Here is a 21626-nt window from a genome sequence, read left to right as displayed (position 1 = left end):
GCGACAAGCGCCGGAAGGGCGGATGGGGCGGCCCGCGCGGAACTCACCCGCCCGGCGTGTACCGCAGCGTCAGGTATCCGCTGCGGCCCGGCTGGTTGAAGTAGTAGACGGTTTCGTAGCGCCGGTCGAACGCATTGGCCAGCCGTGCTTCTACCTGCCAGCCGGGGGCGAACGCCCAGCTCGCGCGCAGGTCGGCCGTCGCATAGCCGCCCAGGCGGAGCCTGTTGGCCAGGTCGTCGTAGCGTGCGCCGGCGGCCAGCAGGCTGGCGCCTACGCCGAAGGCGCCGAAGCTGCGGTCGAGGTCCACGCGGACGGTCCGCTCGGGGCGGCGCGGAAGCAGGTGGCCGTCGTTGGCGCCGCCGTCGCGGTTCTGCGGGCGTTGCAGGGTCAGGTAGCTTTCCAGGTGCCAGTCCGCGAGCTCGGTGCCGAACTGGGCCTCCAGCCCGCGGATGCGCGCGCGGCTGATGTTGCGTGGGAAGTAGTTGGCATCCAGCGAGATCAGCTGGTCGATGGTGGTCTGATAGGCGTTGAGCGCCCAGTGCCATGCGTCCTGCTTCTGCGTCAGGCCCAGTTCGGCGCTGCGCGAGGTTTCAGGCTTGAGGGCCGGGTTGCCGCTGCCATAGGGGTAGTAGAGATCGTTGAAGGTCGGCGCGTGAAAGGCGCTGCCCCAGCTGGCCGAGAGCTTCAGGCCGCGATCGAAGGCATAACCCCAGGCCGCCGCGCCGGTGGTATGGCCGCCGAACTGTTGGTTGTCGTCATGCCGCAGCGAGAACTGCAGCTCGTGGCGGCCAAAGCTGCCCTGGTATTGCGCATAGCCTCCGGTGTCGCTGCGGCTGTCGGCCAGGTAGCCGGTGTCGCTGGACAGGTGCTCCTGCTGCCAGTCGATGCCCAGGGTGAGCAGCTGGTCTGCGGCCAGGCTAAGGTCGTTCTGCCACGAGGCCTGGTTGCGCCGGGAGTTGCCATAGCGCATGAACACGCCGTCGTTGTAGGTGCGCTGCTGGTCCAGGCTCTGCCCGGCGGCCAGTGTCACCCGCCAGGAGGCCAGCGGGTCGAAACCCAGGCGGGCGCCGGCGACCTGCTGCAGGTTGTGGTGCTGATTGCCGTAGGGCGCGCCATCGAAGTCCACGTGGCTGTCGCTGCGCAGCCAGGTCGCGGCCAGCTCAGTGCCGTTGTGCCAGCGGTAGCCGGCATTGGCCAGGGCATTGTGGTTGCGGTACGGATCCCGGTCCGGCTCGTCGACGAAGCAGCCGGCGAAAGCCTCGGCGGCGCCCACCCGGCAGGCGTTGATGCCGCGCGTGTACTGCCCGCCCACACTGAGGTTGTACCAGGCGTTCCTGTCGCCGCCGGAGAGCCCAAACAGGCTGTCGGCATAGCCGCGGCTTCCGGCGCCCAGGCGCAGCGAGGGTGTCAGCTCGCCCTGCCGCCCATGCCGCGTGAAGATCTGGATAACACCGCCGATCGCATCGGCGCCGTAGAGGCTCGAGCGCGGCCCGCGCACCACTTCGATGCGTTCGATCTGGTCCAGAGGCAGCTGGTCAAAGGCCGGTATCCCGGCGCTCACCGTGCCCACGCGCACGCCGTCGATCAGCAGCAGCGTATGCGATGAATTGGTCCCGCGCAGGAACAGCGAGCTCTGCTGGCCCAGGCCGCCGGCCTGGGCAAAGGTGACGCCCGGCAGCCCCTGCAGCAGGTCGATCAGCGATACCGGCTGCAGCCGGTCGATGTCCTCGCGGGTGATCACGGTGACTGACGACAGGGCGTCATCCACCGTGATCGCTGTGCGCGTGGCGGTGACGATCACCGGCGAGAGCGTGGCCGGGTCCTGGGGATCTGCGGCCAAGGCGGCCAGCGTGACCCCGCACAAGGCGGCGGCGAGCAAGGTCTTCTTCATAGGTATGACGAGCGTTCCTTCGGCCGGGCACCCACGCACGGCCATGCGATGGAGGAGCTGGCCGATCGGGGCAGGGGGAAGGAACGCCGGGCAGACACGCGCCGCACGAGCTCCGGCCCGCCCACCGCAGGTCCGCCAGGTAGCGCTCCGGGCCGGTCTCCGGGCTCGCGAGCGCAGGCTGACCTGCCGGGCGGCGCCTTCCCATGCATCAAGCACAGTGGCGTGGGGCCGTCCGTATCACTCGCTTACCGTTGCGGGGGCAGCGCCGGCCTTGTCGCGCATCGCGACGCACCGGCTTCCCGTTTCATCCCACGACGATGGTCGCGGAACACCCAGAACGAACCGATCTTAGCTAGCGCCACGCGCAAGCGGCAAGGCATGGCCTGGCGTGGAACTCTGCCGACAGCCGCCAGCGGCGTTGACAAGGCCGTTATCAAAACGTTACGGTCAGTCGCGAGAATTTGCGAATTCCGCATGAAAAAACGGGACCTCGCAGTTCGAAACGTCGCCTCTGGAGGATGAGGCGATCTGTCATTTGCCCAAGTCTGGGCCTGATGGGGGAGATTCATGAGTTCACGTAACTTCTATGTGGGTCGGCCGCTGCGCCGTACGTCGTTGGCCGTTGGATTGGCGGTGACCTTGGGCTTGCTCAATGGCGGCGCGATGGCGCAGTCCAACAGCTCCGGCGCCATCTTCGGCCAGGTTTCCGGGCAGACTGCGACCACGGTCGTCATCCAGAACCTGGATACGGGTCTGTCTCACACCGTGCCAGTGGACGCGTCAGGTCGCTATCGCGCCTCGTCACTGCCCACCGGCCGCTACAAGGTCGCTCTGCAGAACAACGGCACGGAAGTCGGCACGCGCGACAATGTCGTGGTAAGCATCGCCGGCGCTACAGATGTGTCGTTCACCGGCACCGTCAACGCCACGAACCTTGAAGGTTTGACCGTAGTCGGTTCGGCTCTGCCTACCATTGACGTGTCCTCGGTGGATACGCGCACGGTGCTTACGGCAGAGCAACTGGCCAAGATCCCGGTGGCCCGCAATGCGATCTCCGCAGCTCTCCTGGCGCCGGGCGTGGTTCGCGGCGACAGCCGCTTCGGCAACAACGTCATTGCGATGGGTGGCTCGGGTATTTCCGAGAACTCCTACACCATCAACGGTTACAACATCACCGATCCGCAGTCGAACGAGACATTCTTCCAGATGCCGTTCTGGGCGATCGACCAGGAACAGGTTCTGACCGGCGGCATGGGAGCCGAATTCGGGCATTCGACCGGCGGCGTGATCAACGTGGTCGGCAAGCGCGGCGGCAATACCTGGAAGGGCGGCATTGCCATGAACTGGGCACCCGATTCGTTGCGCGCCCAACGCGGCAACCTCTACTACCCGAGCAATCCCGACGCACAGTCGCTCGCCATCGGCACGGGCCCGTTCGGCCACGGTGGCCCGGGCATCACGCAGCCGTTCGGCTCGAACGGAAAGCTGTACTCGTATCGCAACGGTAACAAAGAGGACCAGCTGAGCACGTCAGTGTACGTGAGCGGTCCGCTGATCAAGGATCGCCTGTTCCTGTATGCCGCGGCGGATGTCACCCGCACCACCAGGAGCGGTGTCGGCGGCCTGGCCACCTACAACAATGACGGCACCCTGACGGCCAGTTCGATCAACGCCCCCACTGGCGCCAATACCTATTGGGATAAGGCCGCCAAGTGGTACAGCAAAATCGATTGGAACATCACAGACAGCCATATCCTCGAATTCACCGGGATGGCCGACAACGACCGCGATCACACCAACTACTACCAGTACAACTATCAGACCCTCACGCAAGGCGCTTACCGTGCAGGGTCCGACGGCAATACCAAGAACAGCAACAAGTTGTGGTTGGGCAAGTACACCGGCTACATCACGGACGACCTTACGGTCAGCGCGCTCTACGGTCATACGAGCAACGAGCAGCCGCAGTTGACGCAGATACCCGACTTCCCGCTGGTGCGGGCGGCCGCGACTGCCCCGCAGTTCGTGCGTAGCGCCATGAAGAACCTGCAGCCCTACGGCAACCTCTCCAACGGCACCTCGAACAGCACGGACGGTTGGCGTGTCGACCTCGCGTACAAGCTGGGCGATCACGACCTGCGTGCCGGTGTGGACCGCCAGGAACTGAAGACCACCACGAGCAGCAACTACGCCAATCAGACCAAGTACGGCGAGGGCGAGGGCCAGAATGGTGGCTACTGGCTCTATGACGGCGACCCGGGCTATGGCACGGCCAACGGTGCCATCGTCACCCGCATCCTGCTGCGTTCGGGCGGCGACTACAAGGAAAAGCTCAACGCGTTCTATCTGGAAGACCACTGGCAGGTCAGCGATCGGTGGCTGGCGTACATCGGGCTGCGCAACGAGTCGTTCGAGAACTACAACAGCTTCGGCAAGGTGTTCATCAAGCAGAGCAACCAATGGGCGCCGCGTCTTGGCATCAGCTGGGACGTAAATGGTGATTCCACGACGAAGGTCTACGCGAACCTTGGCCGTTATTACCTCGCGTTGCCCAATGGCGTGGCGGTGCGCGGCGCCGGCGGGTCGCTCTACACGATGGAGGACTATTCCTTCACGGGCATCGATCCGGCCACCAACCTGCCGATCGGTCGTGGCTCGCTTGGCCCTCCCTCCTCGTCCAATGCCGAGTTCGGCCAGGAACGCGAAGCGCGAACCGCACGCATCAACAACCTGAAGTCGCATTATCAGGACGAGTTGATCCTTGGCTTCGACCAGCAGCTGGCGACCGGCTGGACGGTAGGCGCCAGGGGTATCCTGCGCCGTCTCGAGTCGCAGGTGGATGACACCAGCGATCCGCGCCCGGTCTGCCGCTTCATGGCCGCGAACAACCTGTTCGACGGGCAGTACAGCAGCGTGGCCGATTGCGTGGCAAACATCCCGTACCCAGGCGTGATCTTCAACCCGGGCAAGGGCGCGGACTTCTACACGGCGCCATACTACGATGCCGATGGCATCAATCCGGATACGTCACGGCTGATCCACGTTACGCTCAGTGCCGCCGACCTGGGCATGCCCAAGCCCAAGCGCAAGTACACCCAGTTCAACGCCTATCTGCAGCATTCGTTTGACGGCAAATGGTTCGGGCGACTTGACTACACCTGGTCTCACAGCTACGGCAACACCGAGGGCCAGATCAAGTCCGACATCGCCCAAGGCGATGTGGCCGCGTCGCAGGATTGGGATTTCCCGGAGTTCATGCAGTTCGCCAATGGCAACTTGCCGAACGATCGGCGCCACCAGATCCGCGCGCTGGGCTATTACCAGCTCAACTCCGAATGGATGGTCAGCGCCACCGCCCAGGCGAACTCGGGACGCCCGAAGAACTGCATCGGCCCCTGGTTTGCGGACCCCTCCACCGGCCTGTACACCGATCCGGACGGCTATATGAGCCGCGCGGGCTCCAACGGTGCGTTCCACGTCTGCTATGGCAAGGCGTCGCCGCGTGGCGAGCTGGGCAATCTGCCCTGGACCTACACGCTCGATCTGGGCGTGCAGTACAGCCCGAACTTTGCCAAGAACCAGCTGACCTTCGGCGCGAACGTCTTCAACGTGTTCGATCAGCAGCGTCCGATCACGATCAACGAGACGTCGGTGGGCGGTGCGGTCAACGCCAGGTCGGGCGGTCAGCCGAACAACCTGTATCAGGCCACCCTGCAGACCTCGCCGGGTCGTTACTTCCGTTTGTCTGCCTCGTACGAGTTCTCCTTGTAAAGAAAACAACCGCGGCGATCGCCCGCCGCGGTTACTACTTGCCGCCGGTTTCCGGCGGCTTTTTTTGCCTCGCGGGGGGACTCGCTTGGTTTCTGGACGACGGGCGAAACCACCTCGTTCCCGGCCCGGTCGCCAACGGTTCGAAAGAAATTACACTAGCGCAACAACTTACGTTCGCCCTCACAAGTGCTAAAAAATAGTTGACGCTGCGTTAGGCGGGCGGTAGGTTCGCCGTGAGAAGACGCCGGGGTTCGACTCGTGGGGCGGATGTGCCGCCCAGGAGCAGGAAGGCGTTGGACCGTCTGGACGTGGGCTAATCCACCATCCGACTTTTTTTTCAGGCCCGGCGATGGGTCGATCTGGGGAGATCTCTCGATGAATAAGCGTTACATGCCGCACGGGGTCCAGCCTCGTCGCACTGCTCTGACGGTGGCACTTGCCATGGGGCTTGGCTTCACCGGCTTCGCCTACGGCCAGGCCACCACCGGCAACATCTTCGGCACCGCTCCGGCCGGCGCCGGCGAAAGCGTGGTGGTCAAGGGCGCCAACGGTACCGCCCGTGAAGTGACGGTGGGTGCGGATGGCCGCTACTCGGTCAACGGCCTGCCGGTAGGTCGCTATTCGGTCACCCTGCAGAAGGATGGCCAGGTACTGGCCTCGCAGGACAACGTTACCGTTACTCCGGGCGGCGGCACCTCGGTACCTTTCGCCGCGGCCAGTGCAACCAATGCGCAGAACCTGGGCGCCGTGCAAGTGGTTGCCAGCGCGTTGCCGGCCATCGACGTGACCAGCGTCAACTCCAGCACCATCATCACCGCCGCCGACCTGGCGAAGCTGCCCGTGCAGCGCAACGCAGAGTCGATCGCGTTGCTGGCTCCGGGTACCGTCAAGGGCAGCAGCTATTTCGGTAACGCGGTTGCCTTCGGTGGCTCCAGCGTGTCCGAAAACGCCTATTACGTGAACGGCTACAACACCGGCGAACCGTACAAGAATATCGGCGGCTTCCAGCTGCCCTATGGCGCGATCGACCAGCAGGAAACGCTTACCGGCGGCTACAGCGCCAAGTATGGCCGTTCCGATGGCGGCGTGATCAACCAGATCGGCAAGCGCGGTACCAACGAGTGGCACTTCGGCGGTCAGGTGGTTTGGCAGCCGCGCTTCCTCGAAGGAACCCCGGTCAACAACCGTTACGGTAATCCGGCGATTCCGGCGTCGATCGGAAACATCAACTACCAGCTGGCCAATCCGTCTCTGCCGGGTACGTTGCACCAGTACCGGAACGACAATAAGCAGTGGGAAACGATCTATTCGGCCTATGTGGGCGGCCCGCTGATCAAGGACAAGCTGTTCATGTTCCTGGCGGCTGAAACCACCAAGACGCAGTCGACCAACGTCGAAACCGCGTCTCTGCAGAAGGTTCAGTACAACCGGGACAAGAACACCAAGTATTACGCCAAGGTTGACTGGAACATCACCGACAACAACGTCCTTGAATTGACCGCGCTGAAGAACCGCGACGCCACCGGTGCGGGCGCGACCTACGCGTACGACTACAGCACGTTGAAGTCGGGTGCCTTCATCGCAAACAACGATGTGACGAGGGATAACGCCCAGTTCTACGTCGGCCACTTCACCAGCTACATCACCGATGCGGCTACGCTGAGCATCCTGTATGGCAAGGCCAAGTTCCAGGATCCGGTCGTCTATGCCAACAAGAGCCCGCTGCCGTTCATCTCGAACCCGTTCCAGTTGCCGGGCATTCCCACCAATAGCCAAACCAATACCAGCTGGACCTCGCCCAACGCGACCAACGGCACCCATGGTCTGCGCGTCGATTTCGACTACAAGCTCGGCGATCACGACCTGGCCGTCGGTATCGACAACATGAGCTACAAGGCCAGCCACCAGGGTCCGGACCAGCAGAACCCGTTCAATCCGTCGATCAACTACTACTGGCGCTACTACCCCGGCAACATCGTGCGCAAGCGCGATATCGGCTGGGCTACCAGCATGACGATGACCCAGAAGGCCTATTACCTGCAGGATACCTGGCAGGTCGCCTCCAACGTGCTGCTGGACATCGGCGTCCGCAACGACCATTTCACCAACTACAACGATCTTTCCCAGCCGTTCGTCGACGAGAAGAACCAGTGGGAACCGCGTATCGGCGCCAGCTGGGACGTGTATGGTGACTCGTCGTTCAAGGTCTACGGCAACGTGGGCCGCTACTACCTCGCGCTGCCGGATAACGCGGCAGAGCGCGCGGCGAATATCTCGACCTACGTCATCACCAAGTACAAATATACTGGTGTGAACCCGGACGGCACGCCGATCATCGACCCCACCGTGGCGCCGGTTGTGTCTTCGCCGGACGGCGAGTTCGGCCTGCCCAAGGATCCGAAGCAGGTCACTGCGCGCAATTTGAAGCCGGAATACGTGGACGAGTTCATCGTTGGCTTTGACAAGAAGCTCAACGACGAGTGGACCTATGGTGCCAAGGCTTCGTGGCGTGATCTGAAGGCCGCCATCGACGACGAGTGCTCGCCGGGCCAGATCGGCACGAAGATGACCAGCATGGGTCTGAATCCGAGCGATTACTCGAATTCGCTCTACGGTGCATCGTACTGCCGCCTGATCAATCCGGGCCTCACCAACACCATGCTGGTCGTCAAGAACGATGGCACCAGCAGCGTCCTCGTGCCGATGAGCCAGAAGGATTGGGGCTACATCAATGGCGTCAAGCGCAAGATCGGATCGCTCAATCTGTACATGGAGCATCCGTTCGACGGCAAGTGGTTCGGGCGTGTCGATTACACCTTCAGCCGCGGCTTCGGCAATACCGAGGGCCAGGTGCGCTCCGACTTCGGCCAGGCTGACGTTTCCAAGACCGAAGACTGGGATTCCTGGCAGCTCATGGACGGTCAGGACGGCGAGCTGAGCAACATCCGCAAGCATCAGATCCGTTTCCGCGGCGCCTACCAGATCACGCCGGAGTGGCTGGTGTCCGCCACGCTGCTGGCCCAGTCTGGCACTCCGAAGGAGTGTCTTGGCTACTACGGCCCGACGGGCACGGGTGATCCGACCGGCTACAACAACGGCGGCAGCGGCAATTACCACTGGTGCCATGGTGTGCGCATTCCGCCCGGTTCGATCGGCCATACGCCGTGGACTGAGCAGGTCAATCTCGGCGTGCACTACACGCCGGCGTTCGCCGATCACAAGCTGGGTCTGAACCTGGACGTCATCAACGCGCTGAACCAGCAAAAGGCGGTGCAGACCGACCCGACTGGCGAGGCCGCTTACGATGGTGCCAATACCGTCTCCATCAACAACAGCTACGGCGACGGCATTTTCTGGCAGCCTCCGCGTATGGTCCGTTTGTCGGTCACCTACGACTACTGATCAGATCTGCAGTAGTGACTCAGAAACCACCGGCCATGCGGCCGGTGGTTTTTTTTTAGATCAACGACCTGCCGGCGGAGGCGCCGAGTCATCCGGCGCGGTCTGGAGCGGTGGCTTCCCGGCACGACCAAGTGATCCGAGCTGCGCCCGAACCCGGATGCCGTCGAGCACGCGCGACAATTCTGGAGCAGAAAAGCCGAAGCACTCACACGCCTCAAGCCGCCGGTATGTTCGACGTACTTGGTACGATGCCGCTGCCGGGGCTCATCGCCAGAGTGGCTACAGAACTCTCTACTTGGGTCAGGACAAGTATGTGGCGAGCGATGCGCGCAACGGCTCCAGCTGCCGTTCGTATCGGCGCCATTGGTCCAGCGCCCGTGTATGGATTGGTTCGCGTACTTGCGCGCTGCTCGGCGTAGCAACAGGCGCTGTATTCCGTTCGGGCCGCAGGCAGGCTTCTTCCACATCCAGCCCGCAATGGGCAAGCACGCCCCTGAGCGTAGCCTCTGGATTCTGCACAAGGGCCTGATAGGAGACGTCGAGTACTGCACCCGGTAGTGCGGCATGCCAGTGGCGAACCAACCGCGCGTATTGACTGTAGTAGTGGGCCACCGCGTCGAGGTCGTAACTGTACGGTGAGATGTTGCCGAACATCGCCTTGAGGTTGGAAAAACACGTATCCATAGGGCTGCGAACCATGTGCAAGATCGGCGCGTGTGGCAAGGCCCGTCGGATGAAGGCGACCATCTGGATGTTCGCCGGCAGCTTATCGATGTAATAGGAACGCCCTTGCGCCCGCCACTGCGTCTGCCTCAGATAGCGAGCGCCAAGTTGGCGGTAATCGATGCCTGTGCTGCGGCCGACGACTTTCAGCAGGCCGCTCGCCTTGGCCGGAAGAACGTCAGCCACCCAATGAAGCTGCCGCCAGAAATCGATGATCTCGCCGGCGGAGGTCACCGCCGAATGATTGGACAGGATGCGATCGAGCAGGGTCGTTCCCGATCGGGGCATGCCGACGATGAAGATCGGAACAGGGCCCTCGAATGCCGGCACCAGGTCCGCATGCTGCACGGGCATCTCGATCAGCGCATCGGTCAGTGCGGTTTCAGTCTCGGCATCATACGGATTGAGGTCGTGCATTAGCGCATTGCAACGGGCTAAAGCGAGCCAGGCTTCCTCATGTCGGCCGAGGTCGTCCAATGTCTTGAACACCGCATATTCAAATTCAGCGCGAACGAACGCGGTTTCTGGATCACCTACCTTCTTTGCCGACAGAAGATCAATCTGCTCCTGCAGCTGCGGGAGGCGGTTGGCGTCCGGCCTTTGCCTTTGCAGGTTTGCCAACACCATGGCCGCATCTCCGAATTGCGGCCAGCGTGAGAGGCAGTCCTCCAATACGACGCGGGCGCCAGCGATATCGCCACTGAACTGTAGAAGCATGGCGTATGTGTGCAATTCGTCCGGCGCGTTTGCACCTGCTGCGATTGCTCTGTCCATGAGCTCCTTGGCCACGGGTATCTCGCCCGTGGCAAAGCGCAGATTGGCTTGCGCAACCAGCAGATCCGCCGGCGGATCGGGTGCAAGCGCAAGTAGGTCCAGGCATGCGCGCGCGCCGACGATTTCGCCGCGTGCGATGAGATGCTGCACCAAGCTGACAAGCAACGGCGCATTCCGCGGCAACTGGCGCATCGCCTGCAGCAATGGCTGTGTGGACGCCTGTAGCTTCCCGCGCCGAAACAAGACGTCCGCCAGGTCAATGCTGGCGGCGAGGTCATGCGGCGCATATCGCAGGATTTGTTCTAGCGCTTGCTGGGCTTCGCTCAGCCGCTGTGCCTGCAGATGGGTTTGCGCGTGCAGGCGCCACTTTTCCAGCGTAGACGAAGGAATCGACGAGTTCATTTCACAATACTAGCTTGACTCGGAACCGAGGCCGCGGATACGTGAGCGATCGGATCGGCGTCCTCAGTCGGTATGCAACTCCGCCACGAAATCGTAGATGTCGCCGCGATACCACGAAGTGGTGAATTCCACCACGCGGCCGTCGTCTAGGAAGCTGCGCCGTTCGATGCTCAGGCCCGCGCTGCCGACGGGCACGTGCAGCAGGCGGGCGTGCTGGGCGCCCAGGGAGACGGCGCGCAGGCGCTGCAGGGCGCGGCGGGGTCGGGCGTTGCGTCGTTCCAGCGCCTCGTAGAGCGAGTCGCGCACGAGCATCGGGTCGGGAAGCACGCTGGCGGGCACCACGCTGCGCTCGATCGCCAGCGGCTCGTCGCCGGCGTAGCGGACCCGGTGCAGGCGTACCACCGCGGCGCCGGGCGAAAGGTTCATCGCCATGGCTTCCTCTGGCGTCACTTCGCCGATGCCGCGCTCGAAGAACTCCGAACGGGGGTTGAGGCCCCGCGCGCGCAGGTCCTCGGTGAAGCTGGTCAGCCGCGACATCGGCTTGACGATGCGTTCGGCGACGAAGGTGCCGGCGCCGTGGCGCTGGGTCAGCAGGCCCTCTTCGACCAGGCCGGCGATGGCCTTGCGCACGGTCACGCGCGAGAGGCCCAGCACCTGCGACAGGTCGCGCTCGCTGGGCAGCGCCTGGCCCGGCTCGATGTCGCGATGCTCGACCACGGTGCGGATCGCCCGGCGCAGGCGCAGATAGGCCAGCGGCTGGCGCGTCTCGGGGCTTTCGCAGAGGCGGCGGTATTCGGCGGCGAGCGCGGTCTCCATGCCGGGCACGATACCAATCCAGCACCATTTGCAGCAAGCGGGTATGAAAACGTATGCATGCCATCGACGTGGGGCTGTGTAATCTGGTATTTCACTGGTACGATCCCGGCAACCCAGCGGGCCCCAAAGCCCGCCTCCTCCAAGCAATCGAGGTGAACCCGTGACGGCTTCCTCCCCGCCCGTCGATCCGTTCGACCTGGTGATTTTCGGCGGCACCGGCGATCTGGCCCTGCGCAAGCTGCTGCCGGCCTTGTTCCATCGGTTCGCCGAAGGCCAGGTGCCGCCCAGCAGCCGCATCATCGGCGTGGCGCGCGAGGCCCTGGACGATGCCGGCTACCGCGCGCTGGTGCGCGACGTGCTGGCCGACGGTGGCGCCGCGCCCGAACGCATCGACACGTTCCTGCCGCAGCTCAACTACCTGCCGCTGGATGCGCGCAAGGACGAGGGCTGGGATGCGTTCGCCGCGCTGGTGAACGAGCAGCCCGACCACATCCGCGTGTTCTACCTGTCCACCTCGCCGGAGCTTTTCGTCGACATCTGCAACCGCCTGGGCGCCCAGGGCCTCAACGGGCCCAACGCGCGGGTGGTGCTGGAAAAGCCGATCGGCCGTGACCTGGCCAGTGCGATGCGGATCATCGAGGCGGTCGGGCGCGTGTTCTCCGAGGCGCAGACCTTCCGCATCGACCACTACCTGGGCAAGGAGACGGTGCAGAACCTGCTGGCGCTGCGCTTCGGCAATGCGCTGTTCGAGCCGCTGTGGAACGCCGGCCACATCGACCACGTGCAGATCACCGTGGCCGAAACCCTCGGGCTGGGCCGGCGCGCCGGCTACTACGACCATGCCGGCGCGCTGCGCGACATGGTGCAGAACCACATGCTGCAGCTCTTGTGCATGGTCGCGATGGAGCCGCCGGCCTCGCTCTCGCCCGACGCCGTGCGCGACGAGAAGCTCAAGGTGCTGCATGCGCTCAAGCCCATCGATATGCGCAACGCCTCGCAGCTGACCGTGCGCGGCCAGTACAAGGCCGGCGCGATCGACGGCGAGCGCGTCCCCGGCTACCTGGAGGAACTGGAGAACGGCCAGTCCAACACCGAGACCTTCGTGGCCCTGAAGGCCGAGATCGCCAACTGGCGCTGGGCCGGCGTGCCGTTCTACCTGCGCACCGGCAAGCGCCTGGCCACGCGGCTGTCGGAGATCGTGGTGGCGTTCAAGTCGGTGCCGCATTCGATTTTCGACGCTTCCGCCGGCCCGCTCGCGCACAACCGGCTGGTGCTGCGGCTGCAGCCGGATGAAGGCGTCAAGCTGTGGCTGACCATCAAGCATCCGGGCCCCGGCGGCCTGCGCCTGCGCCATGTGCCGCTGGACATGAGTTTCGTCGAGGCCTTCGGCGTGCAGCAGCCCGACGCCTACGAGCGGTTGCTGCTCGACGTGGTGCGCGGCAATCCGACGCTGTTCATGCGCCGCGACGAGGTGGAAGCGGCCTGGCGCTGGATCGACCCGATCCTGGGCGCCTGGGCCGCCGTCGGCGAGCCGCCGCGGCCCTATGCCGCCGGCAGCTGGGGACCGAGCGCGGCGGTTGCGTTGATCGAGCGCGACGGACGCACGTGGAACGAGGACAGCGAATGACCCCGGGCATGCCGTCTCGCCGCGTGGCACTGGGCGCTGCCGATCGCTGCATGCCATGGAGGGCTGTCCGCCCATGACTGCGCCCGGCACCACCATGCACGACTTCGCCGATGGCCGCGCCCTCGCCGCCGCCCTGGCCGAGCGCGTGGCCGGGTGCCTGCGTGAAGGCCTGCACGAGCGCGGGGTCGCGGTGCTCGCCGTTTCCGGCGGCCGTACGCCGCTGCACTTCTTCGAGCAGCTGGCGCAGTCGCCGCTGGACTGGGCGAAGGTGCAGGTGACCCTGGTCGACGAGCGCTGGGTCGACGAGAACGACCCACGCTCGAACGCGCGCCTGGTGCGCGAGAACCTGCTGCGCCACGCGGCGTCCGCTGCGCGGTTCGTGCCCTTGTACACCGGCGCGGCCACGCCCGAGGACGGACAGGCCAAGGCCGGCCGGCGCGTGCACGCGCTGGCGTTGCCCTTCGACGCGGTGGTGCTCGGCATGGGGGCCGACGGCCACACCGCCTCGTTCTTCCCCGGCGGCGACCAGCTCGAGGCGGCGCTCGATCCGAACCTGCCCACCGGGGTGGTGCCGATGCGCGCACCCGGCGCGGGTGAGCCGCGCATCACGCTGACGCTCGCCACGCTGCTCGCCACGCGTCACCTGTTCCTGCACATCGAGGGCAAGGACAAGCGCGAGGTGCTGGACCGGGCGTTGCAGGAAGCCGCGCCCTACCCGATCCGGGCCGTGCTGGAGCGTGCACCGGTGGCGGTGTACTGGTGTCCCTGATCGTCCTTGATGGCCGGCCTGCGCCGGCATTTGCCGGAGTTCGTTTGCCATGAGTTCGCTGCATCCCGTCATTGCCGATATCACCGCGCGGATCGCCGAACGCAGCCGCGCCAGCCGCGCGGCCTATCTCGCACGCATCGACGCCGCGCAGGGCGATGGCCCGCATCGCGCGCAGCTGTCCTGCGGCAATCTCGCGCACGGCTTCGCCGGCTGCAGCGCGCCGGACAAGGCCGCTTTGCGCGAGGGGCGCGCGCCGAATTTGGGGATAGTCACCGCCTACAACGACATGCTTTCGGCGCACCGGCCCTACGAGCGCTATCCGGCGCTGATCCGCGAGCTCGCGCGCGCCGCCGGCGCCACCGCGCAGGTGGCCGGCGGCGTGCCGGCCATGTGCGACGGCATCACCCAGGGCCGCGCCGGCATGGAGCTGTCGCTGTTCTCGCGCGACGTCATCGCCATGGCCACCGCCGTGTCGCTCTCGCACGACATGTTCGATGGCGCGCTGTATCTGGGCATCTGCGACAAGATCGTGCCGGGCCTGCTGATCGGCGCGCTCAGCTTTGGCCATCTGCCGGGTGCCTTCGTCCCTTCCGGCCCGATGCCCAGCGGCATTCCCAACGAGCAGAAATCCAAGGTCCGCCAGGCCTACGCCGAGGGCAAGGCCACGCGCGCGGAATTGCTGGAGGCCGAGGCCGCCTCCTACCACAGCCCCGGCACCTGCACCTTCTACGGCACCGCCAACTCCAACCAGATGCTGATGGAGATCATGGGCCTGCAGTTGCCTGGTTCTAGCTTTGTCGAGCCGGACACGCCGCTGCGCGATGCGCTGACCCGCGCGGCGGTGGGGGCGGTGATCGCCAACGCCAGCGCAGCGTCGCGCATGCCACTGGGCCGCGTCGTCGACGAGCGCGCGATCGTCAACGGAGTGGTCGGCCTGCACGCCACCGGCGGCTCGACCAACCACCTGCTGCACCTGGTGGCGATGGCGCGCGCTGCCGGCATCGTGCTCAGCTGGGACGATTTCGACGCGCTGTCGGCGGTGGTGCCGCTGCTGGCGCGCGTGTATCCCAACGGCTACGCCGACGTGAACCAGTTCCACCAGGCCGGCGGCATGGCCTTCCTGATCGACCAGCTGCTCGCGGGGGGCATGCTGCATGCCGACGTGCAGACCATCGCCGGACCGGGCCTGGCGCGCTACGCGCAGGTGCCGGTGCTGGACGAAGCCGGCCGGCTGGCCTGGCAGCCGGTGGCGAAGGAAAGCGGCAACCGCGGCGTGCTGCGCGGCGCGCACGAGCCGTTCCGCCCCGATGGCGGCCTGCGCCTGCTCGACGGCAATCTGGGTCGCTCAGTGATCAAGATCTCCGCCGTGCCGGACGACCGCCTGCTCATCGAAGCGCCGGCCATCGTGTTCGATGACCAGGACGCGGTGCGCGCGGCATTCGAGCGCGGCGAGCTCGATCGCGACTTCATCGCCGTGGTGCGTTTCCAGGGTCCGCAGGCGATCGGCATGCCGGAGCTGCACAAGCTCACCCCCACGTTGGCCGTGCTGCAGGATCGCGGCCACCGCATCGCGCTGGTCACCGACGGGCGCATGTCCGGCGCCTCCGGCCGCGTGCCGGCGGCGATCCACGTGACGCCCGAAGCGGCTGCCGGCGGCCCGCTCGCGTGCCTGCGCGACGGCGACATGCTGCGCCTGGATGCGGCGAACGGACGTCTGGACGTCCTGGTCGACGACGCCGAGCTGGCTTCCCGTGCGCCGGCGCGCAATGCCCAGTCCTCGCACCAGGCGGGCACCGGCCGCGAGCTGTTCGCGCTGTTCCGCGCCAACGCCATGAACGCCGACCTCGGCGCCGGAGTGCTCTGATGAACCAGGTCGACAAGCAACAGGATATCGAACGCACCATGCGCCTGGCGCCGGTGATCCCGGTGGTGGTGATCGACGACGCCCGCGCCGCCGTGCCGATGGCGCGGGCACTGGTCGCCGGCGGCGTACCTGCGATCGAGGTGACCCTGCGCACCGCCGCCGCGCTGGAGGCCGTACGCGCGATCGCGGCCGAGGTCGAGGGCGCGGTGGTCGGCGTCGGCACGGTCCTGGGCGAGGCCGATCTGCGCGCGGCGCGGCAGGCCGGCGCCCGCTTCGCGGTCTCGCCGGGCGCCACCGTGCGGCTGCTTGACGCGGCAGAGGACATCGCGCTGCCGCTGCTGCCCGGCGCGGCCAGCGCCAGCGAGGCGATGGTCCTGCTCGAGCGCGGCTACCGGTGCCTGAAGTTCTTTCCGGCCGTGCCCGCCGGCGGCCCGAAGCTGCTGGCCGCCTGGGCCGGCCCGTTGCCGCAGTTGCGCTTCTGCCCGACCGGCGGCATCAGCGCTGCCAGCGCGTCCGATTTCCTCGCCCTGCCCAACGTGCTTTGCGTGGGCGGCTCGTGGCTCACCCCGGCGGACAAGCTCGCTGGCGGCGACTGGGCCGGCATCGAGCAGCTTGCCCGCGCGGCGGCCGGGCTGCGCCCGGCCCAGGCCGGCGCCTGACGGGCCGGCGGATACGGCCACTCCCGATGCTCCGGGCGCCACCCGGACGGCCTGCACCACCAGCGCGGCGTGCATGGCGGTTCGACCGGCTTGTAAATGATCCGGCTGGAGGCGGGATCGCGCCCCAGATGATTGCCATGCCTCCGGTCGCGTGCAGCGCGTAGCGGCGCGCAGGGAAGCCACCGCCGCAGGCCGTGCAAATCGAGCGGCAGCACGTGCTCCACGCCGTCGCCGCAGAAAGTACATTCGAACGGCAGATCCGCGTTTCGCTCGATGCCGGCGGCAGTGGCTTGTTCCAGTGTTCGCAACTCAGGGAAAGTCCGAGCAGGCGTTTCCGAAGATGACCGGCCGAGGCAGGTCGCGCGGATGCCATCCATGAAGATGGCTGGCAGGCACAGCGCGCCTGCCGCCATGTCACGCCAGCGGCAGCTCGTAACGCCGTTTGAGCGTCTCGCGCGCGCCCAGCCGCCGGTAGAAGCGGGCCGCCGCCTCGTTCCACGACGGCGTCTGCCATTGCATCACCCGGCAGCCGGCGCCAAGCGCAAAAGAGTGCAGCGCTTGCCATAGCCGTTTGCCGATCGCGCGGTTGCGCCAGCTCTCGCGCACGTAGAGGCAATCCATGTGCAGGTACGGGGCGCCCCCGAGGGTGGAGAAATCGAATGTGGCGGTTGCATAACCGACGGCGTCGCCGGCATGGAGCGCAAGCCATGCATGCAGGCGCGCCGGCGTGGCATCCAGCGCCGCGGCCAGCGCATCGGCGTGCTCGCCCAGCCCATGCGGCAGGCGTTCGAACGCCGCATGCTCGATACACAGCGGCACCAATTGGGCGAGATCGGCGCCGGTCGCGTGCCGCACCAGCAATACGTCCACGGCGATCAGCCGCGCTCGAGGCCGAAGCCTTCGTCGAGCCAGCCGGTGAGCCCGCCGATCATCTCCTTCACCGGCCGGCCCAGCCGCGCCAGCTTGAGCGCGGCCTTGTTCGCGCCGTTGCAATGCGGGCCGGCGCAATAGACCACGAACAGGGTATCGGCCGGGAACTCCGCCAGGCGCGCCTCGCCGATGATTCGCACCGGCATGTTGATCGCGCCGGGAACGTGGCCTGCCGCAAACAGCACGGGGGTGCGCACGTCCAGCAGCACGAAGTCCTGTTCCTCGTGCCCGCTGGCGTACCAGACGTCGGCGCAGTCGGTCTCGAAACCCAGGCGCGCCTGGAAGTGTTCCTGCGCGAGGGCGGCGGGTGCGGCGGGGGTCTGGCTGACGACGCTCATGGAGATGCTCCACTCGATTGGGGAAGCCGGCAGTGTGCTCACTGGCGGCGAGCGCGGCCATTGGCGAGAATGACCGCATTCATGAAGAAACCGCCAATCCCACCCCCTGCCACGGCACGCAACCTGACTGTGGTGGCGCTCGCCTACGATGGCCTGTGTACCTTCGAGTTCGGCATCGCGGTGGAGATGTTCGGCTTGCCGCGCCCGGAGCTGCCGGTCTGGTACGACTTCCGCGTCTGCGCCATCGAGCGCGGGCCGCTGCGCGCGGCTGGCGGGCTGCGCGTGCATGCCGACGGCGGGTTGGAGGCGTTGGAGGGCGCCGGCACGGTGATCGTGCCGGGCTGGCGCGGCGCCGATGCGCCGCCGCCGCCGAAACTGCTGGCGGCCCTGAGCGTTGCCCATGCCCGCGGCGCACGACTGCTGTCGTTCTGCTCCGGCGTTTTCGTGCTGGCCGCCACCGGCCTGCTGGACGGCCGCCGTGCCACGACGCATTGGCGCTACGCCGATGCGCTGGCGGCGCGCTTCCCGCGGGTGCGGGTCGAGCCCGACGTGCTTTACGTGGACGAGGGAAGCCTGCTGACGTCCGCCGGCAGCGCGGCGGCGCTGGATCTTTCGCTGCACCTGATCCGCCGCGACCACGGGCCGCAGGTGGCCAACCAGGTGGCGCGCCGCGCCGTGGTGCCGGCGCATCGTGACGGCGGCCAGGCGCAGTTCATCCCCTCGCCGCTGCCGGCGCAAGGCGAATCGCTGGGCGCGCTGTTGGAGTGGATGCGCCGCCGCCTCGACCGGCCGTTGCCGTTGGCCGAGCTGGCTACGCGCGCTCGCACCAGCGAACGCACCCTGCTGCGCCGCTTCGAGGCCGCCACCGGCCGTTCGCCACGGCAGTGGCTGATCGAGGAGCGGCTGGGCCGCGCCCGCGAGCTGCTCGAAGGCAGCCGGCTGAGCGTCGAGCAGATCGCCGACCGCTGTGGCTACGGCCATGCGGATAGCCTGCGCCATCATTTCCGCCGCGCATTAGGTGTGAGCCCGGCTCGGTACCGCGAACGCTTCGCCCATCGCCCGGTACGGCACCCGTCCGCTTCCAACCCGCCGGAGAAGGCATGATCTATCTATTGCTCGCTGCACTCTGCAGCGTGCTGGTGTCGGTGCTGCTCAAGCTCGCCCGCCGGCTGGAGGTGGACGTTGGCCAGGCGATCGCCTGGAACTACGTCGTCGCGGTCGCGCTCAGCGCTTGGGCGTTCGCGCCCGCCGCACCGAGCCTGCGCGCGACGGCGGCGGTGTGGCCGGCGTTGCTCGGGCTGGGCGTATTGCTGCCGACGATCTTCCTGGCGCTGGCCGGCTCGGTGCGCCACGCCGGCATCGTGCGCTCCGAGGTAGCCCAGCGCCTCTCGCTGATGCTGTCGCTGCTGGCGGCCTTCGTGCTGTTCGGCGAATCCTTGAGCGCAGCCAAGGCGTGGGGCATCGCGGCGGGCCTGGCGGCGCTGGCTGGGCTGGTCTGGCGGCCTTCGCGCGGGGGCGCGGGTACGGACGCCGACGCCGGCCGCTGGCTGTTCCCATTGCTGGTGTTCCTGGGCTTCGGCGTGATCGACGTGCTGTTCAAGCGCGTGGCGCAGGCGGGCGTGCCGCTCGGTGCCGCGCTGCTGGCGATGTTCGCGCTGGCCCTGCTGGTGAGCCTGCTGTTGCAGGGCTGGCGGCTCGCGCGCACGAACGCGCGGCTGGGTCGCCGCAGCGTGGCAGCCGGCGTGCTGCTGGGCCTGTTCAACTTCGGCAATATCCTTTGCTACCTGCGCGCGCATCAGGCGCTGCCCGGGCGGCCGGCGCTGGTGTTCGCGGGCATGAACCTGGGTGTGGTGGCGTTGGGCGCACTGGCGGGCCTGGTGCTGTTCCGCGAGCGGCTTTCGCGTCTCAACCTGGTCGGGCTGGCGCTCGCGGTGCTGGCGATCGCCCTGCTGGCACGCGGTTGAGCGTGACTTCTGGGCTGTGAATGCGCAGCAGGCACTGCCTATGCTGGCGCTTTCACGCGCCCCCGAGAGGTTACTTCATGCGCAAGCTCCCCCTGGTCGCGGCACTGGCCGCGATGCTGATGGTCCCGGTCGGTTTTGCGGCGGACAAGGACAAGCCCCGCCCTGACGCCGACCAGGCCGAAGCCGCGCTCACCCAGCCGCAGAGTGCGCAAAGCACCGGCTCGGTCAGCGTCGAGGGCAAGCGCATCGACTACAAGGCCGTCGCCGGCACGCTGGTGCTGCACAAGCACGGCGACCAGGCCGGCGAGCCGACCGTGAGCATGTTCTACACCGCCTACTTCAAGCAGGGCGCCGACCCGGCCAAGCGGCCGATCACCTTCGTCTACAACGGCGGCCCCGGTTCGGCCACGGTGTGGCTGCACATGGGCGCGTTCGGCCCCAAGCGCGTGATGACCAGCGACGACAGCCACACGCCGGCAGCGCCCTACCGCCTTGTCAACAACGACTACAGCCTGCTGGACGCCTCCGACTTGGTGTTCATCGACGCCCCCGGCGCGGGCTTCTCGCGGCTGATCGCCGACGACAAGGACAAGTCCAAGCGCGACGAACAGATGAAGGAGCGCAAGAAGGAGGTCTACGGCGTCGATGGTGACGGCCATGCCTTCGCGCAGTTCATCACCCAGTTTCTCTCCCGCTACGACCGCTGGAATTCGCCCAAGTACCTGTTCGGCGAAAGCTACGGCACCACCCGTTCGGCAGTGCTGGCCAACATCCTGCAGAACGAGGACAGCGTCGACTTGAACGGCGTGGTCCTGCTTTCGCAGATCCTCTCCTTCGACACCAGCATCGACGGGCCCGAGTTCAACCCCGGCGTGGACCTGCCCTACGCGCTGGCGCTGCCGACCTTCGCCGCCACCGCGTACTACCACCACAGGCTGCCGCAACAGCCGGCGCAGCTGGAGCCGTTCCTGCGCGAGGTCGAACAGTACGCATTGGGCGATTACGCCAGCGCGCTGATGCAGGGCGCGCGGCTGGACGATGCGCGCAAGCGCGCCGTCGCGCAGAAGTTGCACGAGTACACGGGGCTGCCGGTCGACTACCTCGTCAAGGCGAACCTGCGCGTCAGCGGTGGCATGTTCGAGCACCAGCTGCAGTTCGACGGTGACCTGACCACCGGGCGTCTGGACAGCCGCTTCTCCGGGCCGGCGCTCGATCCGCTGGCGAAGGACTCCGAGTACGACCCGCAATCCTCGGCGATCAGCTCGGCCTACGTGGCCGCCTTCAACGACTACGTGCGCCGCCAGCTCAAGTTCGGCGACGCCATGCAGTACCGGCTGTTCGCCGACATCGACCACTGGGATTTCTCGCACAAGGCACCGGGAACGCACGGGGAGGCTCTGCAGTCCTCGACCAACGTGATGCCCGACCTGGCCACCGCGATGAAGACCAATCCGGACCTCAAGGTGTTGCTCAACGGCGGCTACTACGATCTGGCCACGCCCTACTTCGCCGCCGACTACGAGATGCACCACTTGCCGATTCCGGCCTCGCTGGAGAAGAACATCTCCTTTGCCTGGTATCCGTCCGGCCACATGGTCTATGCGCACGAGCAATCGCTGAAGGCGCTGCACGACAACGTGGCGCGCTTCATCGAGCAGACCGACAACGTGGAGTGAGCTCCCATCCTTCTCCTTCC

At 66.4% G+C, this 21626-nt stretch carries 14 protein-coding genes and 1 riboswitch; of the genes, 9 read left to right on the top strand and 5 right to left on the bottom strand.

Features of this window, described 5'->3' with window-relative positions; all coding sequences use genetic code 11:
- Nucleotides 1-43: 43 nt before the first annotated feature.
- On the bottom strand, nucleotides 44-1891 hold the full coding sequence (gene btuB, locus VGU65_RS05230) for a TonB-dependent vitamin B12 receptor (RefSeq protein WP_327473529.1): 1848 nt from the start codon (nucleotides 1889-1891) through the stop codon (nucleotides 44-46).
- Nucleotides 1892-2024: 133 nt separating this feature from the next.
- Nucleotides 2025-2242, bottom strand: a riboswitch (cobalamin riboswitch).
- A gap of 216 nt (nucleotides 2243-2458) precedes the next feature.
- On the opposite strand from btuB, the gene VGU65_RS05225 reads away from it, so the two are divergent.
- Both VGU65_RS05225 and VGU65_RS05220 read left to right on the top strand, forming a co-directional pair.
- On the top strand, nucleotides 2459-5662 hold the full coding sequence (locus tag VGU65_RS05225) for a TonB-dependent receptor plug domain-containing protein (protein WP_327473527.1): 3204 nt from the start codon (nucleotides 2459-2461) through the stop codon (nucleotides 5660-5662).
- A gap of 375 nt (nucleotides 5663-6037) precedes the next feature.
- The gene (locus VGU65_RS05220) at nucleotides 6038-9064 is read left to right on the top strand and encodes a TonB-dependent receptor (RefSeq protein WP_327473525.1); all 3027 of its coding nucleotides are present in this window, start codon (nucleotides 6038-6040) and stop codon (nucleotides 9062-9064) included.
- Between the two features lie 300 nt (nucleotides 9065-9364).
- Here the strand turns inward: VGU65_RS05220 and VGU65_RS05215 are convergent, their stop codons facing one another.
- Nucleotides 9365-10963: a tetratricopeptide repeat-containing sulfotransferase family protein gene (locus VGU65_RS05215; RefSeq protein WP_327473523.1), complete on the bottom strand. Its 1599-nt coding sequence runs from the start codon at nucleotides 10961-10963 to the stop codon at nucleotides 9365-9367.
- A gap of 63 nt (nucleotides 10964-11026) precedes the next feature.
- Nucleotides 11027-11779 (bottom strand): GntR family transcriptional regulator, encoded by a 753-nt coding sequence (locus VGU65_RS05210; protein WP_327473521.1) that lies wholly within the window; start codon nucleotides 11777-11779, stop codon nucleotides 11027-11029.
- 160 nt (nucleotides 11780-11939) lie between these two features.
- Between VGU65_RS05210 and zwf the strand changes: the two genes are divergently transcribed.
- The 4 genes from zwf to VGU65_RS05190 all read left to right on the top strand — a co-directional run bounded on the left by zwf (nucleotide 11940) and on the right by VGU65_RS05190 (nucleotide 16698).
- Nucleotides 11940-13406, top strand: a complete 1467-nt coding sequence (zwf, locus tag VGU65_RS05205) for a glucose-6-phosphate dehydrogenase (protein WP_327473519.1) — start codon at nucleotides 11940-11942, stop codon at nucleotides 13404-13406.
- Nucleotides 13407-13479: 73 nt separating this feature from the next.
- Nucleotides 13480-14175, top strand: coding sequence for a 6-phosphogluconolactonase (pgl, locus tag VGU65_RS05200; RefSeq protein WP_327473518.1), 696 nt, complete (start codon nucleotides 13480-13482; stop codon nucleotides 14173-14175).
- Between the two features lie 49 nt (nucleotides 14176-14224).
- Complete coding sequence (gene edd, locus VGU65_RS05195) at nucleotides 14225-16039, top strand: phosphogluconate dehydratase (protein ID WP_327473517.1); 1815 nt, start codon at nucleotides 14225-14227, stop codon at nucleotides 16037-16039.
- Nucleotides 16039-16698, top strand: coding sequence for a bifunctional 4-hydroxy-2-oxoglutarate aldolase/2-dehydro-3-deoxy-phosphogluconate aldolase (locus VGU65_RS05190; RefSeq protein WP_327473515.1), 660 nt, complete (start codon nucleotides 16039-16041; stop codon nucleotides 16696-16698). Before edd ends, VGU65_RS05190 begins: the two co-directional genes overlap by 1 nt.
- A gap of 414 nt (nucleotides 16699-17112) precedes the next feature.
- Here the strand turns inward: VGU65_RS05190 and VGU65_RS05185 are convergent, their stop codons facing one another.
- Nucleotides 17113-17568, bottom strand: a complete 456-nt coding sequence (locus VGU65_RS05185; protein WP_327473513.1) for a GNAT family N-acetyltransferase — start codon at nucleotides 17566-17568, stop codon at nucleotides 17113-17115.
- Nucleotides 17569-17573: 5 nt separating this feature from the next.
- The gene (locus tag VGU65_RS05180; RefSeq protein WP_327473511.1) at nucleotides 17574-17966 is read right to left on the bottom strand and encodes a rhodanese-like domain-containing protein; all 393 of its coding nucleotides are present in this window, start codon (nucleotides 17964-17966) and stop codon (nucleotides 17574-17576) included.
- Nucleotides 17967-18047: 81 nt separating this feature from the next.
- Here VGU65_RS05180 and ftrA point away from each other — a divergent pair, with 81 nt between their 5' ends.
- The 3 genes from ftrA to VGU65_RS05165 all read left to right on the top strand — a co-directional run bounded on the left by ftrA (nucleotide 18048) and on the right by VGU65_RS05165 (nucleotide 21606).
- On the top strand, nucleotides 18048-19070 hold the full coding sequence (gene ftrA / locus VGU65_RS05175) for a transcriptional regulator FtrA (RefSeq protein WP_327473510.1): 1023 nt from the start codon (nucleotides 18048-18050) through the stop codon (nucleotides 19068-19070).
- The gene (locus VGU65_RS05170) at nucleotides 19067-19930 is read left to right on the top strand and encodes an EamA/RhaT family transporter (RefSeq protein WP_327473508.1); all 864 of its coding nucleotides are present in this window, start codon (nucleotides 19067-19069) and stop codon (nucleotides 19928-19930) included. The genes ftrA and VGU65_RS05170 overlap by 4 nt, the downstream gene beginning before the upstream one ends.
- A gap of 77 nt (nucleotides 19931-20007) precedes the next feature.
- Entirely contained in the window at nucleotides 20008-21606 is a 1599-nt protein-coding gene (locus VGU65_RS05165) for a S10 family peptidase (RefSeq protein ID WP_327473506.1), read from the top strand.
- The last annotated feature ends 20 nt before the right edge of the window (nucleotides 21607-21626 follow it).

The sequence above is a fragment of the Frateuria sp. genome, from assembly GCF_035943815.1.
Taxonomy (GTDB): Bacteria; Pseudomonadota; Gammaproteobacteria; order Xanthomonadales; family Rhodanobacteraceae; genus Frateuria_A.
Note: the sequence above shows the minus strand (reverse complement) of the source record. Positions and strands in the feature narration are given on the sequence as shown.

Bases quoted from the DNA above. Each gene is read 5' to 3' on its own strand.
- btuB (WP_327473529.1), bottom strand. From the start codon at position 1,891: ATGAAGAAGACCTTGCTCGCCGCCGCCTTGTGCGGGGTCACGCTGGCC.
- VGU65_RS05225 (WP_327473527.1), top strand. From the start codon at position 2,459: ATGAGTTCACGTAACTTCTATGTGGGTCGGCCGCTGCGCCGTACGTCG.
- VGU65_RS05220 (WP_327473525.1), top strand. From the start codon at position 6,038: ATGAATAAGCGTTACATGCCGCACGGGGTCCAGCCTCGTCGCACTGCT.
- VGU65_RS05215 (WP_327473523.1), bottom strand. From the start codon at position 10,963: ATGAACTCGTCGATTCCTTCGTCTACGCTGGAAAAGTGGCGCCTGCAC.
- VGU65_RS05210 (WP_327473521.1), bottom strand. From the start codon at position 11,779: ATGGAGACCGCGCTCGCCGCCGAATACCGCCGCCTCTGCGAAAGCCCC.
- pgl (WP_327473518.1), top strand. From the start codon at position 13,480: ATGACTGCGCCCGGCACCACCATGCACGACTTCGCCGATGGCCGCGCC.
- edd (WP_327473517.1), top strand. From the start codon at position 14,225: ATGAGTTCGCTGCATCCCGTCATTGCCGATATCACCGCGCGGATCGCC.
- VGU65_RS05190 (WP_327473515.1), top strand. From the start codon at position 16,039: ATGAACCAGGTCGACAAGCAACAGGATATCGAACGCACCATGCGCCTG.
- VGU65_RS05180 (WP_327473511.1), bottom strand. From the start codon at position 17,966: ATGAGCGTCGTCAGCCAGACCCCCGCCGCACCCGCCGCCCTCGCGCAG.
- ftrA (WP_327473510.1), top strand. From the start codon at position 18,048: ATGAAGAAACCGCCAATCCCACCCCCTGCCACGGCACGCAACCTGACT.
- VGU65_RS05170 (WP_327473508.1), top strand. From the start codon at position 19,067: ATGATCTATCTATTGCTCGCTGCACTCTGCAGCGTGCTGGTGTCGGTG.
- VGU65_RS05165 (WP_327473506.1), top strand. From the start codon at position 20,008: ATGCGCAAGCTCCCCCTGGTCGCGGCACTGGCCGCGATGCTGATGGTC.